This window comes from Dehalobacter sp. DCM (genome assembly GCF_024972775.1).
In the GTDB taxonomy this organism is placed as follows: domain Bacteria; phylum Bacillota; class Desulfitobacteriia; order Desulfitobacteriales; family Syntrophobotulaceae; genus Dehalobacter.
On record NZ_CP092282.1, the window covers coordinates 4254663 to 4271420 of the forward strand.

Annotated in this window: 7 protein-coding genes and 1 pseudogene; 2 read left to right on the forward strand and 6 right to left on the reverse strand. The window is 35.2% G+C overall.

Annotated elements, in window-relative coordinates; genetic code table 11:
• Window positions 1–103: 103 nt before the first annotated feature.
• Window positions 104–751: pseudogene (locus LPY66_RS21055) on the reverse strand (histidine kinase N-terminal 7TM domain-containing protein); the annotation flags it as partial.
• A gap of 62 nt (window positions 752–813) precedes the next feature.
• Here LPY66_RS21055 and LPY66_RS19870 point away from each other — a divergent pair.
• Entirely contained in the window at window positions 814–2256 is a 1443-nt protein-coding gene (locus tag LPY66_RS19870; protein ID WP_015042633.1) for an IS4 family transposase, read from the forward strand.
• 215 nt (window positions 2257–2471) lie between these two features.
• Here LPY66_RS19870 and LPY66_RS19875 read toward each other — a convergent pair whose 3' ends face one another.
• The 5 genes from LPY66_RS19875 to LPY66_RS19895 form a co-directional block, all read right to left on the reverse strand.
• Window positions 2472–11327, reverse strand: a complete 8856-nt coding sequence (locus tag LPY66_RS19875) for an amino acid adenylation domain-containing protein (protein WP_337985972.1) — start codon at window positions 11325–11327, stop codon at window positions 2472–2474.
• A gap of 88 nt (window positions 11328–11415) precedes the next feature.
• Window positions 11416–12084, reverse strand: coding sequence for a 4'-phosphopantetheinyl transferase family protein (locus LPY66_RS19880; RefSeq protein ID WP_337985973.1), 669 nt, complete (start codon window positions 12082–12084; stop codon window positions 11416–11418).
• 720 nt (window positions 12085–12804) lie between these two features.
• Window positions 12805–14277, reverse strand: coding sequence for a sensor histidine kinase (locus tag LPY66_RS19885; protein WP_337985974.1), 1473 nt, complete (start codon window positions 14275–14277; stop codon window positions 12805–12807).
• 279 nt (window positions 14278–14556) lie between these two features.
• Window positions 14557–15267 (reverse strand): response regulator transcription factor, encoded by a 711-nt coding sequence (locus LPY66_RS19890; protein ID WP_337985975.1) that lies wholly within the window; start codon window positions 15265–15267, stop codon window positions 14557–14559.
• Between the two features lie 137 nt (window positions 15268–15404).
• Window positions 15405–15980: a DUF4342 domain-containing protein gene (locus LPY66_RS19895; RefSeq protein WP_337985976.1), complete on the reverse strand. Its 576-nt coding sequence runs from the start codon at window positions 15978–15980 to the stop codon at window positions 15405–15407.
• A gap of 274 nt (window positions 15981–16254) precedes the next feature.
• Between LPY66_RS19895 and LPY66_RS19900 the strand changes: the two genes are divergently transcribed.
• Window positions 16255–16692: a MarR family winged helix-turn-helix transcriptional regulator gene (locus tag LPY66_RS19900; protein ID WP_337985977.1), complete on the forward strand. Its 438-nt coding sequence runs from the start codon at window positions 16255–16257 to the stop codon at window positions 16690–16692.
• Window positions 16693–16758 lie beyond the last annotated feature (66 nt).

Sequence of the window (16758 nt, forward strand, 5' to 3'; positions counted from 1 at the left end):
TTAATGTTTGATTGTAATCAATAATCTCATTTTCTTCATTAATGACAATATAGCTGTCAGAGATTAAGTCAACAATCCTTTGTAAAGCAATTGGAACAACATTAAGAAAATCAAACTTAAATATGGCTATCGCAAAACAAATAATACCTATAGTAAATGCTACTGGGAATGGATCATATATTGAATAAAACTTAAGCAAATCATTATTCGTATTATTTCCTATAAGCCACAGAACATTTACAATTAAAGGAATTATACTAGCAATGATGATAAGTATTGCCTGCTTTGAGAAAAAACCCGCATTTTTTATCGAAAAACGTATAAAACAATATAATCCTACTGCTATACATCCATACGTAAAGGGTAAGTGAACATAATAAAAATAATTTCCCCAAATACTATTAGCAAACAATGTGAACTCTTTATAGAATAGCTCATGATAACTATTGGTCCATAACAATATGTTTGAAAGGATTGGTATCACAAATAGTAATGAATATATACCAAAAATATTGATTCTATTTTTCGCGAATACTAATCCAACAAAAAGGAATGCAACAGGTAATAGCGTTTGTCCTAGAAATGGAATATAAGATAAAACAATACTATTAAAGTTAAGAAAGTTTTCAGAAATTATTGCAATAGCATAACCGATATTACAAATGATCATAGATATAACTGAAGTTTCGCACCCATAAAACAGCCGAAAATTCGGCTTAGAATAAGACGAAAAAACGATAAAAATCCGCATGAACACTAGGTTTTTGGTATAATAAGATGCTACTCCAAATCAACCAAAAATGAGGTGTTATCATGCGGAAACCTGTCAAAGAAATTGAAAACGTACTCCAAAATCACGGCTATTCGATTAACAATATTATATGTGAAGTTATGAAGACGTTCAAGCTTAAAACGCTTTGCCGCAAAGTTGGTTTTCTGAAACAGGATGGTTACAGTTCCGCGGAAATCCTCTCACTAATGTTGATGTTGCCCCTAATGTTACTGAAAAGTGTCCACGCGTTATATAAAAGCGATTTCCAAAAGGTTACTACTATGAAGAAAGATTCCATATATCGACTGAAGAACAATGAAAAAATGCCTTGGAGAGCATTGCTGATCGGTATATCCAAACAGTTTCAACGATTGGTTAATCCTACGAACGAAGTGGATGAAAAGTCCGCTTTCATTCTAGATGATACAACTCTTGCTAAGACAGGTCGAAGAATTGAACAAATGACCCAGGTGTTTGACCATGTTGCAGGGAAGAAAGGTAGCAAATTAGGCTTTAAAAATTTAACCCTTGGTTTCTTCGATGGTAAAAGCCTCACGCCTATAGACTTCACTTTACAAGTGGAAAAGCCCTTAAAAAAGGCAAGGCACCGTAAAGAACGGTTCAAAAAGCAACGAGACCCCAAATCTGCTGGGGCTAAACGGATCAGAGAATGCCATGTTAGCAAAATTTCGAACGGTCTGGATATGATAAAACGGGCGGTAAAACAGGGGTTTAAGGCTAAATATGTCCTGGTTGACAGCTGGTTCAGCAGTTACGAGTTCATTCAAACGATTCGAGGATTAGACAAAAAATCGATGCATTTGGTCTGTGGTGTTCGGCAAGATACGAGGAAGTATCGCTACAAAGAGACTTCCCTTAATGCCAGCCAATTAAAATCGGTCCTCAAAAGTGAGGGAAACGAAAAACGCTGTAGGAAACGGAATATCCGTTATTTCGAAGTCCTTGTTGATTATGAAGGAATCGGACAAATCAAACTGTATTTTTGCCGGTTTCCCTATCAAAAGAAATTTAGACTGTTCCTCTCGACGGATATATCTCTTAGTTTATTGAGTATGTTGGAGATTTACAGTATCCGTTGGACCATCGAAGTCTTTTTTAAGGAAGCCAAGCAGCATTTGAAGCTCGGGACTTGTCAATCGAGGGATTTCGATGCGCAGATTGCCCATATCACGACCTGCTATCTCCTCTATACACTCCTAGCCTATTTTCGACGAGTAAACGCCTACGAATCCTTAGAAGGATTATTTGCGGAAATCAAGGACGAACTCATAGAGAAGAATGTAGCGGAGCGGCTCTGGGAATTATTTGATGATTTGCTGCAAGTGGTGATCACCAGCATCGCCAAGTCTGGTTTAGTGGACATTTTGGAATTTAGGAATTCCAGTGAATATGAACATTTGAAAGAACTATTTGAGAATTCTTTTCTTAGTAATCAGCTTATAGCCCTTAAAAATGCCAGTTAATCGGTAATAATCAGAAGGAACCACTGGCATTAGGATACCTTTAAATTAGAGATACAAGGGTTTTGAGGGGTGCGAAACTTCAGGATATAACTAGCCAAACAAATAAATAATTAATTTGTTTTTTTATTTTCATGGACACAATGTAAAATCCTAAGAATCCAAGAAATACTGTAGTAAAACATAATAATATAAGGTAAATTTTAATTCCCATAATTTTATCTCACTCCAGAGTCATTTGTTGCTTTTATAAGATTTAAAACCTTCATCAAATAAATATCATCAATTTCAGGCCATTGAAAGTTAATTTGCTTAATATAGTTTTGTGTCAACTCACTTGACATATTTACTCTATAAAAATCATTTAATAACATTCTTTCAAAATTAAAGTTATTTGCGATAAAAGAAATTGCATTGGCATTTAAATTCTTTTTCTTCAATAATTCAAGATAAGCTTCGAATCCCAATTGTTTAGTGACGTAAATATTTTTATCCAATACTGTATTCATCATAGAGAGCAAACTCCCAATTTGGATGCTATTTGGGTTATAAAAATGCAGTACATTTCCATATGCTGCTTCTCGCAAGACTAACTTAGTAATCCCATTTGCACAATAATCAACCGGAGAAAATTCAATGTATTCCTTCAGTATTTCTCCTGGTATGGCTCCTACCTCAATAATAGCTCTGATAATATTATAAAAGTTGTTATCCTTGATATTCTTTTGAAATATACCATCTGAATATCTTGAAGTGATAAAACCCACTCGGAAAATGATAGCGTCAATATTTGATTGCATTGCCTTTATGACTACACTTTCAGCCTCAAATTTACTTCTAATGTATACATTTTCAGTATAATTCTGTCCAATATAAAAGTCATTTTCTGTAAAACTAGGTCTAGGGTATTTCTGTTTCGTCACATAATCACCGGACACACTTTCGGTTGACATATATCCAAGTTTAGCATTAAAATCTATACAAAAATTTACAACTTGTTTCGTTCCAAATACATTGTCTTTTTCAAATTCCGAATAAAAACCCTGATGTTTTACATTAGCTGCGGTGTGGATAACCAAGTTAATCTTTTGACCCAAGTTATAATAGTCATAATTTGGTAATCCAAAATTTTTAAGTGTAACATCACCATTAATGCAGAAAATTCTCTTATCAATATAACCATCATATAGACTTCCAAAATAGTAATGAAGTAACTCTACCAGTCTATTTCTTACTTCTTCACCTCGTATTAAGCAGTAAATATTTGCCTTGGTTTGTTCCAGTAGCTCTGCAAGAATATGTATTCCTAAATATCCTGTTGCTCCAGTTAGCAAAACATTTTCGCAAAGAACAATATTGTTATTAATTTGTTTAAACTTGTTGAAAATAACCGGAAATTGTTCATTTTTTATATCAACTATGTCGCTATTATTAACTAAAATTCTATTAGCCATTTTTCTAACAGTAGGAAAGTCGTAGAAAGTTTGGATATTTAAAGCCCAATTATGACTCATAAGTTCAGAAATGATACTAATTATTGATAAGGAGTCACCCCCAACATCGAAAAAGTTGTCATTTACGCCAATAGCATCATTGTTGAGTTTTTTCTTCCAACAATTTAAAATTATTTCTTCGATATTATTAATCGGCGTACTATTTTCTATATTTTTCGAGAAATTAATTCCATCCATCAATGCCTTTTTATCCAATTTACCGTTGGGTGTCGTAGGGAAATCATCAATTCTAAAAATAAAATGAGGAATCATATAACTTGGAAGCTTATCATTCAGGTAAACTTTAATCTGGTTATCACTTATCATTTTGTCTGAGATAAAGAACAAGTATAATACGAAATTTGAATCAAATGATCCCTTATTAGCCAATATAACAACGTCTTTTATACCTTCGTATTCTAATAAAGTATTCTTTATTTCAGATAATTCAATACGAAATCCCCGAATTTTTATTTGATCATCCATTCGATCAATATATACTATATCTCCATTTGGTAACCTTTTCACCAAATCTCCAGTTTTATATATTCTGCTATTAGCTATAAATGGATTTTGTACAAATCTTTCTTCTGTAAGTTCTGGTTTATTCCAGTAACCCCTGGCAACACCATTTCCGGTTATACATAACTCTCCCGGTATATTTATAGGCTGAACTTGAAGATCATTATTAACCACATATAGCTGGGTGTTTATAATGGGTTCGCCTAAAGTAATTATTTCCTCACTAGTTAATTCTTTAATTGATGACCAAACGGCAGTTTCTGTTGGGCCATACATATTATATATTCTTGCTTTTGTATTATTCTTTAAATTACTTAAAACCTTTGAGGTTAGCGCCTCTCCACCAATCATAATCGTTTTCAAATTAGATAAGGTTTGGTGAAAATCCGGATAATCTAGAAGAGCTTTCATTCTGGACGGAGTCATCTGGATTACAGAAACTTTGTGCTCTATAATTACTCTATTCAATGCATCTACATCAATTTGTTGTTCTCTATTGGCAAAGATTATTTTAATACCCTTAGTTAAAGGTAACCATGTTTCTAAAACAAAAATATCGAATGAAATAGTAGTAAGACATAAAATTATATCATTAGTATCAATATTTACTTTATTTATTACACCCTGAATAAAGTTAGTTATATTATTATGTTGAATCATTACTCCCTTCGGTCTACCTGTTGAACCCGAAGTATAAATAACATACATCAAATCACTTGGCTTATTTATGTTTAATAAATATTTTGTATTTCCACTATAGATATTTGCATCGTCTATCGTAATAATTTTGCTAGAAAGTCTAACTTTTTTAGTTAATTTTTCTTGTGTCAGTAAGACCTCTGCAGCACTATCTTTTAACATATATTCAATTCGCTCTTCAGGGTATTCTGGATCGATTGGCAAATACGCTCCACCTGCCTTCAATATTGCTAATATCCCAATTATCATCTCTATTGAGCGTTCTACCATAATTCCAACAATTGTATTCGGTTTCACTTCTTTAGCGCGTAGTAAAATTGCAAGCTGATTAGCTTTCTGATTAAGTTCTCTATATGTCAACTGCTTATCTTCAAAAACAACAGCAACATTATCAGGTGTTTTTTCTACCTGCTCATAAAAAAGTTCATGTATAGTCTTGTCCTTAGGATATTCAGCAAATGTATTATTAAATCCGAAAATTAGGCTGTACTTTTCTTGATCACTTAATATTTCTATGTCGGCAATTTTCTTATTCGGATTATCAGTTACGTCTTTAAATATATTATTCAAGTGATTTATTAGCCTTTTTATTGTGTCACTTTCAAATAGTGCAGTACAATACTCTATGACGAATTCTATTTCACCATCTTTTTCAACAGCAATTAATGATAAGTCCAACTTCGATTTTCCATTATCCATTTTTAATTGGCTGATTTTGAGGCCGTCTGTCCTCATTTCCGGTAGTTCCATGTTTTGCAGAACAAAGAGCATGTCGAAGATTGGATTCCTGCTCAAATCTCTTGGTATGTTAAGCTTTTCTATTAGCTGTTCGTACTGATAATCCTGATTCTCCAAACTTTTTAGTATTGTCTCTTTTACGTTTTGAAGATAATCTGTAAATATACTTTCTGCTATTGGTTGAGTTCTTACTGGCAAGGTATTTATATATAGTCCCATTGTATTTTTAATGTCCGAATGTGTTCTTCCCGCTACCGGCATTCCTATTACGATGTCTTCCTGCCCAGTATATTTTTGCAGGAGAACATTAAATATAGAAAAGACGAGCATAAACATGGTTGTTTCTGTTTTTTCGCATAACTCTTTCAATTTTACTGCTATGGTTTTATCGAGCACAAAATATTCTTTACTACCATCAAAACTCTGTAAAGAAGGCCTAGCATGGTCTGAAGGCATACTTAATACAGGAATTTCACCCTTGAATTGTTCCACCCAGTATTCTTCCTGTTTCTTCATTTTCTGTGATTGGAATAACCTATTTTGCCAGTAGGCAAAGTCCTTATATTGTATCTTTACCGGTTCAAGTTTTCTGCCTTGATATAATGACAAAACTTCTTTTATGAGTATTCCAAACGATGTCCCATCGATTATTATATGATGAATATCAAGTAGAAGAATATGTTTTTTTTCTTCTATCTCGATCAATTTCACTCTTATTAATGGGGGCTTTTTCAAGTTAAAAGGCTTGATAAATTTATTTTTAATTATTTCAACTTCATCTTCGTTTGCTTTAATGTTAGCTATATAGAAATTCACATTTTCATAAATTTTCTGCACTGGCTTTCCTTCAATTAATTCAAAGCCTGTGCGCAATACTTCATGTCTGTCAATAAATTCACAAAAGGCATTTTCGAGTCTAGCTTTATCAAGATTTCCTTCAATCAATAATTGTTGACATTCATTATAAACTATTGGATCATCTTCCATTTGGTGAAGTATGAACATCCTTTTTTGAGCTGAAGAAAGATTATAATACTCTTCCTTTTCAACAGGAAGTATATGTTCATATTCACCCTTGTTGGAATTAATGATTCTAGCGGCAAGTTCAGTTATCGTGCTAGCTTGAAAAATATCTATCAGCGTTAATTCAACATTAAATTCCTTATATATTTCAGCGATGATGTTTATCGCACTGAGGGAGTCTCCTCCAAGTTCAAAAAAATCATTAATTGTTCCTATTCTCTCCGCTCGCAAAACCTTTTCCCATATCCTCACAAGACGCTCTTCTATTTCATTGGTTGGGTATTGATATGCAGCAATTTCACGATTGATTTCATTAAATATAGGAAGCTGAAGAAGTCTTTTCCCAGTAAAATTCATAATTGGCAATAAGTGTTCTTGATGTTTTGTCCTCTTAATAATTTCAATATCACAAAAATCACAATCAATATATTCAGTTTCTCCCTTTTCTTCCGTTTTATAAATGTCAATGTATTTCCTGTTATAAGCAAGTTTTTTGTAATTTTCTGGCATGGCCGTTCCATATAATATTTGATATACCCCAGAACCATTTCGCCTAAAAAAATCGTATTCAGGTATATCAATTTTTAATGGAGAAATCAGTTCAATCTTTTCACCACTATAACCGATTATATTGGCGGTTAGAATATTTCTTTTATTGTCTATAATCTGCTTTTCTTTTATATAGCCAAGTATTGTATAAAAGTTCAGCGCGCTATCAATGTCACTTACGATAATTCTTATAATATTATCATAGTATTTTTTAATGTTTTGTTGTTTATCAATACTATTTTGGGTTTCAACAATCTCAATAAGCCCGACATTTTTAACCATAATAAATGCAACCTTTTGTAGGTTAAATAATAATGCAGGCTTTGGATCACTAATTAAAACATATTCAATATTTTTAATTTTTTCAAGAAAACTATCTATGCTGGATACGCGATAACACAAATGATAAGGGACTTCACCCTGTATTTGAAGTTTATTAAACGAAGGTGATTCTTCATTTACCGGAGCAACCAGTTCAACAGGTATATATTTGCCACTTTTACACATGCTCAAATATGAATTTTGCATAGGATCAAAGATAGAATCCGTTATACTGTACTCAAATAATTTATAATATTCTTCTGTCTCCTTTATTTCAGAAACGGCGATAGCAATATGGTCAAATTCAAAATTCTCTTTTGAATTTCGTGCTATATCTTCTATTGATATTTTTTCAAATTCTTCATTATAATAGAAATCAATGTGCGTAATATTTTCTGGTAAATCGCTTACGAGAATTTTATATCTAATACTCTCTCCATTATTTTCAATCGAATTCCATTTTAGGTGATCAAAGAACTTCATAATTGGTTGATTTTTTTCTGTTTTAATCAACACGGCTTCAATTACAGCCATCCCCTGTTTCTCAGCGTATCTTCTGATACCTGCCAATACAACCTCTTCGACTTTTCTTCCAAGAATTCTACAACTAAGCAAAAAGGTATCAAGGTATAAGCTATTCTTTTTTTCATCTAGAATTACAAGTCCTATAATCCCGTATTCTCCGAATCTGTCAGAAGCTTCGACAACAAAGCATTTTATTTTACTATCATTAATTAGTTCCCTAATTTCTTTTTCGGATCTTCTTCGAGTACTTAAATTAAATTGGTTTGTCCGGTGTGTTAATTGGGACGCTCTTGAAATTTCGTTATCATTTATTTCTCTCATGCTTATTCTTAGACCGAGATTTAACAAATAATCATCGAGTGACATTTCTGTGTTCTGGAGTTCTTTTCTTTTCTGCTCATCACTATACATTATACTTCTTAGCATGTCTTCATTGGTTATGTTTACCCGGTCAAACGCCCAGACATGTTTTAGAAATAAAGGTATCCGATCTTCATCAGCAGGGAGTAATAGTGTAAGAACTTCCGGACAATTGGCGACCATTTTTGAACATTCTATCGGGTTATCATCCATAAAAATAAAACTGTCTAACCCCAAATTTAGCTCTTCGGCAATTGCTCGTATGTTTTCACTTTTTTCCTGCCAGTTCACCTTCCAATTGGATATATGTTCTGTACTTAATACCATACCAGAGTTGTTATTAAATACCTGTATTACGTCTTGCTCATTGTTTTTAGAACAGATCGCCAAAATCATGCCTTCATTATATTTTCTAAGCATAAACTCCTGCAATTCTCTGTATGCTCTATTAATTTTTATGCCTGAGACGCCCTGTTCCCCACAAACTCCTTTCCAAAGAGTATTATCACAATCGAGAACAATTACCTTGAACTGCTGTTTTTTTAGTGCACATATTTTCCTTGCTAACTGAGTACCTAATGCAGCATAGTATGCCTCTGTAAATGGCATATGGGCCTCTTTGTCTTTTACTGAATCAAAAACCTCGCCATCTTCGATCCCATACATTTCAGCAGTTCCATCAAGGTCTAAAATATAAATATTTTGAAAACTTGAGAATTCCTCTTTTATTTTCAGGCTAAAATCCTTAATTTTATTTTGAATAGCATTATCCATATCGGACGATAGCGGAAATACGGGTAAAATCAACGGTGAATGATTTTTGAAATTGATAATTGCTTGTTTCAATTCCTCAAATACACGTTCAAGCTTATCAATTTTTGTTTTTACCGGTTCATCGCCATTTCTTATAAAGTCATCAAATCGAATCAGAATAATATTGAAACCATCCTGATTTTTAGAAAATTGGCTTTCTGGATCTAAGAGCTCTTGAAAAATCTGGTTGTATCCCGCAAATTTAAGGCTAAGATTATATCCAAATTGATTTCCCCACCATGAAATATAATCTCCAATTGGCTCCGCTGTAAAAGTTCCCATAACGTTTACCAGTATTTCGCTCGATTTTTTGTCTTCTATAGCTGCTTCTGGATTTGTTTTACCCAACATCGCAATATCCCCATTTGGATACCATCTGGCAAGATAGCCTGTTCTAAACATAACTTCACCAGGAACAAAGGGGTTTATTATGGGCTCCTGAATCACTATACTTTCATCCACGTCCATAAACATCGAGCAATAATCCGAAAGATACAACTCTCCTGCAATACTGATTGGTACAGGGTTTAAGTCATTATCAAGGATATAGAGTTTCGTCTTTTCAGGAACCTTACCTAGCTGGTCTCCCAAAATGTCATATATTATTTTTCGTTTTACATTTTCTGAACTAAAGTCATTGAATTTATATAGAACCTTATGCCTTTCTATTTCAGAAAGCATATTGAGTTTACATATCTCTTTTTTAGGATTATCAAGTGCATGCCAAAGAATGTTAATGATATGTTGATTTAAAAATTCAATTTCCTTAACGTTAAATAGATCCACCAAATAACTATAATCAATAATTAATTGTCCATCATTTTCTCTGTCATTAATGCTTATATTTAAGGCTTCGGGCTGATATCCATTAAAATGCCACCGGGATAAAAACTGCTCTGAATATTGACCCTTAGCTAATTTTGCATTTTGGTATATTAGGACAATATCAAATATACTATCCGTTCTTCTATGCTTTTTTCTAACTTCTTTTAAAATGAGATCATAGGGATATCTCTGATGTTTTAACATCGTTATTGTTTCTTTTGTTACAATCTTGACAAAAGTATTGAAATCCATATGGCGATTGATATTAACCCTTATTGGCACGATATTAGAGAACATACCAACAATTTCTTTTTCTCTCTTATTTGCTCTATTTAATGTTGTTGTCCCCAAATTGATGTCTTCTGTGAAAGTGACACGATTGATATACATGGCCAAAGCTGCTAAGAATAATACATAAGGAGATGTTTTATACTCTTCACAGTATTGATATATTTTTTCTGTTAATTTTTTTGGTGCTTGTATGGTCTTTCTTCTTGCTTTTGTACTTATTTGCATCGGATTATAGTTCTTTATTACTGTTTTTCCAGGAAACGATTCAAATACTTTATTCCAGTATGCTTTATCTTTAGCAAATCTATCCGAATTAAGATATTCCTCTTCATAAGCGATATATTCAATATATGATAAGTTCTTCTCTTCGGAGATATTTTCTCCATTTTTTAATTTATAGTAATACTCCAAAATCTGATTACCAATTATGCTCATTGTCCAGGCATCAGCAATCAGATGATGGATTCTTACAAACAGGCCCCCATCATTTTCACTTATTTTTATCATATCAAAATGAATTAATTCTCCATCAAGCAGTTGGAATGGAATTTTTGCTTGCTCTTCATCCCATTTATATAATTCAGAAATGTCTTTATTAATAAAATCAAAAAAATTTAGCTCGTGATACTTATAATCAGAGATATACTGCATAGGATGTCCTTCTATCTCTATTATTCTGATTCGAGTCGCATCATTTTTTTTGATAAATAGATTAATTGCGCTTTGCAGTATATCGTAATCAACATTCCCTTTAATTCTCAAGGTTGCTGCAATGTTTCTAATGCTGGTGCCAGGATAGGCCTTTTCCGTATTCCAAATTGCCTTTTGGGAATAGCTTAAAGGATAACATTTGATTCCGTTCCAAAATATGCCTTGTTGGTTAGCCGACGGATAACATTTGATTTCGACACTCATAATAGACTCCATTCCCAATAAAGATATTTGTTTGTTTCCACATTCTATTAGTCACCATACGATAATATAATTGGCAGCCAATAACCAATCAGATCACAAAATCTGCTATTTGAATATGAACACACCTAATTTCTGGATCAAACTCCCTCTCAAAACCACATACGGTAACCCAGTAGTTTCGATCCAACTCATAATTTTTAAAATAGGCAGTTTCTTCGGTGCTGGTCGTGATAATGCCGCTTTCAATCTGAGGTGTAATCGATTTTAGATCGCCGTTCAGGCCAACTCCCAATGCTTTGAGGTAGCTTTCCTTGATAGTCCAGAGCCTGAAAAAGTAATCTGGCCTCTCACTTTCATCCAACTTGAGATACGTGCTGTATTCCTCCGGTGAAAAGACGTATTTCACAGTATCCAAATCAACTTGCCGGATCCATTCTATATCCGCACCAACCGGTCTCGTCCCTGTCGCGCAAATAACCCACTCATTGGAATGCGAAATATTAAAATAAAAACCATTCAAAGCAGGAATAAATGGTTTTCTGTTCTTATCCAAACGGATATCTATTGCGTTGTTGGGAATACCGTATTGCATAACAATATTTCGTAATAATATTTCTCCTAAAAGTGATCGTTTGACATCCTCCTTTTTTACAAAGCGGCGCAATCGCTCTTTCTTTTCCTGGGAAACATATTCTAGATAAAAATGTATATCCTTGTCTTCGACACTGTTGATTTGATTCGCGAATAATGTGATCATAAATCCACTATTTCTTTATTTTCTTCAAAATTCCTTCTTCTTTTGGCAGTTTTTTATATAAAAAACAAGAAACTGATGCGTTAATTCATCAGTTTCTTATTTATATTATTATTTTTATAATCGGGTGTTCAATTTAAAAGATAAAATTGGCCGGATAGCTTAGAATACGATACCCATAGCAATTAAGAGAAGAATGATCACCACTACGATCGCGATGCCACAGAAGCAACCGCCGCCGCCAAATGTTCCACCGAAAGTACCTGCTGCAACTGCCATTATATTTTCACCCCCTGCTTTTTAATGAAATCAGTGATTTAGAAAATTGATTTAGAAAATAACGCCCAAAGCAATTAAAATAAGAATCGCAATCGCGATGATAGCTGCACCTGCACCCATACCTGTGCCGTAACCATAACCTTTTGCTGCACATCCACAACCGTACATGTTTTTCCCTCCTTGATTTCATTATTGGAACTGTTTACATCCCTATCATATTCAATTGCGCATCAGGTGTTACCATAATTTTCCTTCACTGCCTGTATTTTATTCAGTCCTTGGCGATGATCAAATGACTGATTTTTCTGCGAAGGAATATACGGTGCGCACCGTTACTGCAGGTATCATTACAGCAAAAAAGCTTCCTCCAGGAAAATAACAATTTGCCTGGAGGAAGCTTTCGATTTACTTATTGCGAACGTTATAACCAGGTAAAGGCATTGCTTATAGGAGTATAATAAATTCGGACCCTTCACCCGCCTTACTTCTGACTTTGATCTTTCCATTATGTCCGAGGATAATGATCTTGGCAATAGACAGACCGAGTCCATATCCCCCCGTTGCTTTTGTCCGTGACTGATCAGACCGATAGAACCTATCGAATATTCGTCTGAGCTCCTCTTGGGTCATACCGATCCCATTATCTTTAAAGCTCACCTCTGTCCATGCACTGTCTTTTTGAGCTTTAACAGTTATTTCTCCATTGACAGGTGTATATTTTAATGCATTATCCAAAAAGATCCGAAAGGCTTGTTTCAGTCTCGCCCGGTCGGCATGAACCGAGATTTCCTGATGGATATCCAGTGCTATTTTGTGTCCTTTGTCTATGATTTCTGTTTCCCTGACAATTTCCTGGAGCAATTCTGTCAGGCTGAACTCTTCTTTCAGAAATTCCAGCGTACTGTTATCATGCCGCGCTAAAAATAACAACTTATCAATCAGTTCCTGCATATTCACGGCTTCATTCCGAATTGCCGTCACGGATTCCTGTAAGACTTCGGTATCATTCTTTCCCCAGCGGTCAAGCATATCAGCATACCCCTGGATGACAGCAATCGGCGTCCGCAGCTCGTGTGATGCATCAGAGACAAATTGTTTCTGTCTATTATATTGATCTTCGAGCCTGTTCATCATTTCATTGAAGGTCAGCGCCAGTTCCTTTAGTTCATTTTTTGATCCGCTAACGTTGATCCTCAAATTTAAATTTTGCTCAGATATATCTCTGACCGTCCGGGTCATATCTTTAATTGGCTGAAAAATGCCCTTACCCGATAAACCAATCGCGATGAGTGCAAGAAAAAGAAAGACCAGATATACCATACCCATAATTGCCGCAAGAGAACGCAGTGTCCATAACTCATCCTGAATATCCGTATAGATGACCATCTTTACAGCGTTACTGCCCACAGAAAAATTCTTCTGCATTGAAAAGTATATATGCTGGCCGTTAAGCGCAATACCATATGCACTTTTGGAACCGTATTCCCTAAACCCGTGATCCATTGTAAGATCAATTTTCAGTTGAGGGTCATCGGCATAGAGCAGGACATTGTTTTCTTGGCAATAATCTTGTATTAAAGCATAAAGTTCACCGTTTAATTCACCGTCTGTTAAAGGGGGTGCCACAAGATCCCTGTGGAGTATCTCCTGAATACCCGCTTGATTCTGCTGTACCGCGGCGTGTATCCTGATGCCGCCGAATAGCAGGATAACCGCAAGACCGGCACCAAACATCGTAATAAGTAATATTCCGATATAACGAAATGAAAGGGTCAGCCGAATAGAATACTGAATCTTCTCCCGAATCCATTGATACATAAAAATGACCATGTAGACCGGGAAAAACACGATCTTTCGAATATTTACCGGCTTCTTAGTTGTATTTGTATTCCTGTCCGAATTCGTACTCTTATCCATACAAGACTCTCAACCATGCCTTTTCCCAGTCTCTAGTATTATGATCTTTCAATAATTAGACAAATATATTCTTTTTGGGTCCGGTCCACGCACCACATTCCGCTTTCGGCTCTTGCGCCATCCGTGAATTTGCATTAAGGAAGTTAAAATTCTTTTGCCCTCCTTGGCGAATTTTAACTTAGGTCCATCCATGGACCGTTGCGCTTCGCAATCCTACTCCGCTTATCGCCGGAAGTGTGGCACGCAGACCGAGCTATGGGGGTTGAATGAGCCTTTAACTCATGAAGAAAGCGGTTGTTCGCCGTTATTATCTGGTTGTTTAAATAAATATCCAACGCCTCTTACCGTGTGAATAAATTGTAGTCCATATTTCTGATCAATTTTGTTGCGTAAATACTTGATATAGACGTCGGTAACATTCGTATCTCCAAAATAGTCATATCCCCATACATGGTCAAGTATTTTCTCCCGGGACAGAACAATACCCCGGTTCTCCATCAAATAGGCGAGAAGCTCGAATTCCTTTTTGGACAAAGCGATATCTGACTCCTTGAACGATACGCGATATTCATCTTTATACAACCTAAGGGGTCCAGCCTCCAGAATATTATGCTGATCCTCCTTTTTCCCTCTGCGTTTCAAGATGACCCGGATCCGTGCGAGTAATTCCTCAATGGCAAACGATTTTGTCATGTAGTCGTCTGCTCCGCTATCAAGTCCCATGACCTTGTCGGAGACATCATCTTTTGCTGTCAGCATAATTATCGGAATGTCGGATTCCTTTCGGACACGTCGACATATTTCTATACCGCTTAATCCCGGCAGCATGAGATCCAAAATAATCAAATCCGCCTTCCCGGCAAGCGCCTTTTCGTAACCCGCTCTTCCATCGTGTGCCAGCTCGACGTCATAGCCCTCATGTGTCAGTTCAAGTTCCAGGAAACGGGCAATCTTTACTTCATCCTCAATAACCAAGATTTTGGTTTTCATTATGCCCTCCCCATTGATTCGTAGTATTGAGGCAATTAATGATTATGCCATTTCATTATACGAGTAAATGAACCTGCAAACAACAGAGTTTCACAGGTTCATTTTTCGCTCACACCTCATACCATCGCCGTATATTACTATCCGATTGTAATTTCATTATATCCGTCTTCTTTTTTCTCTTCCTTAGTGTTGGGTTGGTTAGATTCAGGTTGATCCTCTTGATGTTGTGTTTCGCAGGTAACCGGTTTTTCACGCATCTTGTCCGCAGCATCCCTTACTTTGCTGCTAATTTCGTCTACAAATTCATTGACATTGACATCCTCGCCTTGTTCCTTTCTGACACGGATGCGGTATCCCATGAGATAAAGGACGACGAATGCTGCGATATCAATCCATATGATCGGCAACGTGATCAACACGGCAATGATCAAGATGTTCAACGGAATATTCAGAAAAGTACTTCCAGCCTTTTCAATTATGATCCGGGTTGCAAAACCTTTACGGATAAGCTCCCTGACCTTTTTGCCAAAACTCTTCGTATCTTTCTCTGCTTTTTTTTGATGTGCATTAGACTTAAATCCATGTTTCTTTTCAAATTCAACAATCGCACTGATGAGATCGCCATTATTTTTTTCGAGAAGATCCTTAGCCTCAGAATAACTGCAATTGGTTCTTTTTCTCATCTCATCGATTTGTTCCAAACTGATAGTCATGTAGTATCAACTCCATTTCTTTATTATGGCCTTATTCTAAACCCCCGCGATTAAACCGTACTAAGCAAATAATTAGAATTTAATTAAAATTACCTTAATAGAAGCTTATAGTGGCTATTCATAGCACAAAAACGAGAAATATGACTATTTATTATAAATGCTTCTGGCGAATTGACATAGCCAAAATTAATAATTATAATTATTTTCGATGCGAAATATTTGCACAAGAAATATCAATGGTAATAGTGTCGTTGTAAGGAGGGATAATCTAAAATTGGATAAAAAGTACAGCGAGGTGGATTTAGTCAAGCTTTTTTTCGAAATATTTAAGAGTTTCAAGCGAAACATGAGTAAGTGTTTTGTGGATAATGGTGTGACAATGCCGCAAGGAATGGTACTTACTGTCCTTACGCATCATGGCGAGATGAAAATCTCAGAATTAAGCAATGCCGTCAATTTATCGAACAGCACAATTTCCGGTATTGTCGATCGATTGGAAAAACAGGAGCTTGTTATCCGAACTCGGAGTGAGGATGATCGACGGATCGTCTATGTTAAAGCAAGTCCAAAAGCGGAATCATTCCATAAACAACACCATGACATGATACGCCAAAACATGGAGAAGATGCTAAGCAAAGCAACCCCGGAGGAAATTGAGAAAATATATGATGGGCTGACCGTATTAAAAAAAGTATTAAATCAAGATACATGATTCTCTGCTTCCGCGCATATTAATATCGTTGCTTTACGTCTTCCAAAGTATAATCTTAGAAAGGAT

Bases quoted from the DNA above. Each gene is read 5' to 3' on its own strand.
- LPY66_RS19870 (WP_015042633.1), top strand. From the start codon at position 814: ATGCGGAAACCTGTCAAAGAAATTGAAAACGTACTCCAAAATCACGGC.
- LPY66_RS19875 (WP_337985972.1), bottom strand. From the start codon at position 11,327: ATGAGTGTCGAAATCAAATGTTATCCGTCGGCTAACCAACAAGGCATA.
- LPY66_RS19880 (WP_337985973.1), bottom strand. From the start codon at position 12,084: ATGATCACATTATTCGCGAATCAAATCAACAGTGTCGAAGACAAGGAT.
- LPY66_RS19885 (WP_337985974.1), bottom strand. From the start codon at position 14,277: ATGGATAAGAGTACGAATTCGGACAGGAATACAAATACAACTAAGAAG.
- LPY66_RS19890 (WP_337985975.1), bottom strand. From the start codon at position 15,267: ATGAAAACCAAAATCTTGGTTATTGAGGATGAAGTAAAGATTGCCCGT.
- LPY66_RS19895 (WP_337985976.1), bottom strand. From the start codon at position 15,980: ATGACTATCAGTTTGGAACAAATCGATGAGATGAGAAAAAGAACCAAT.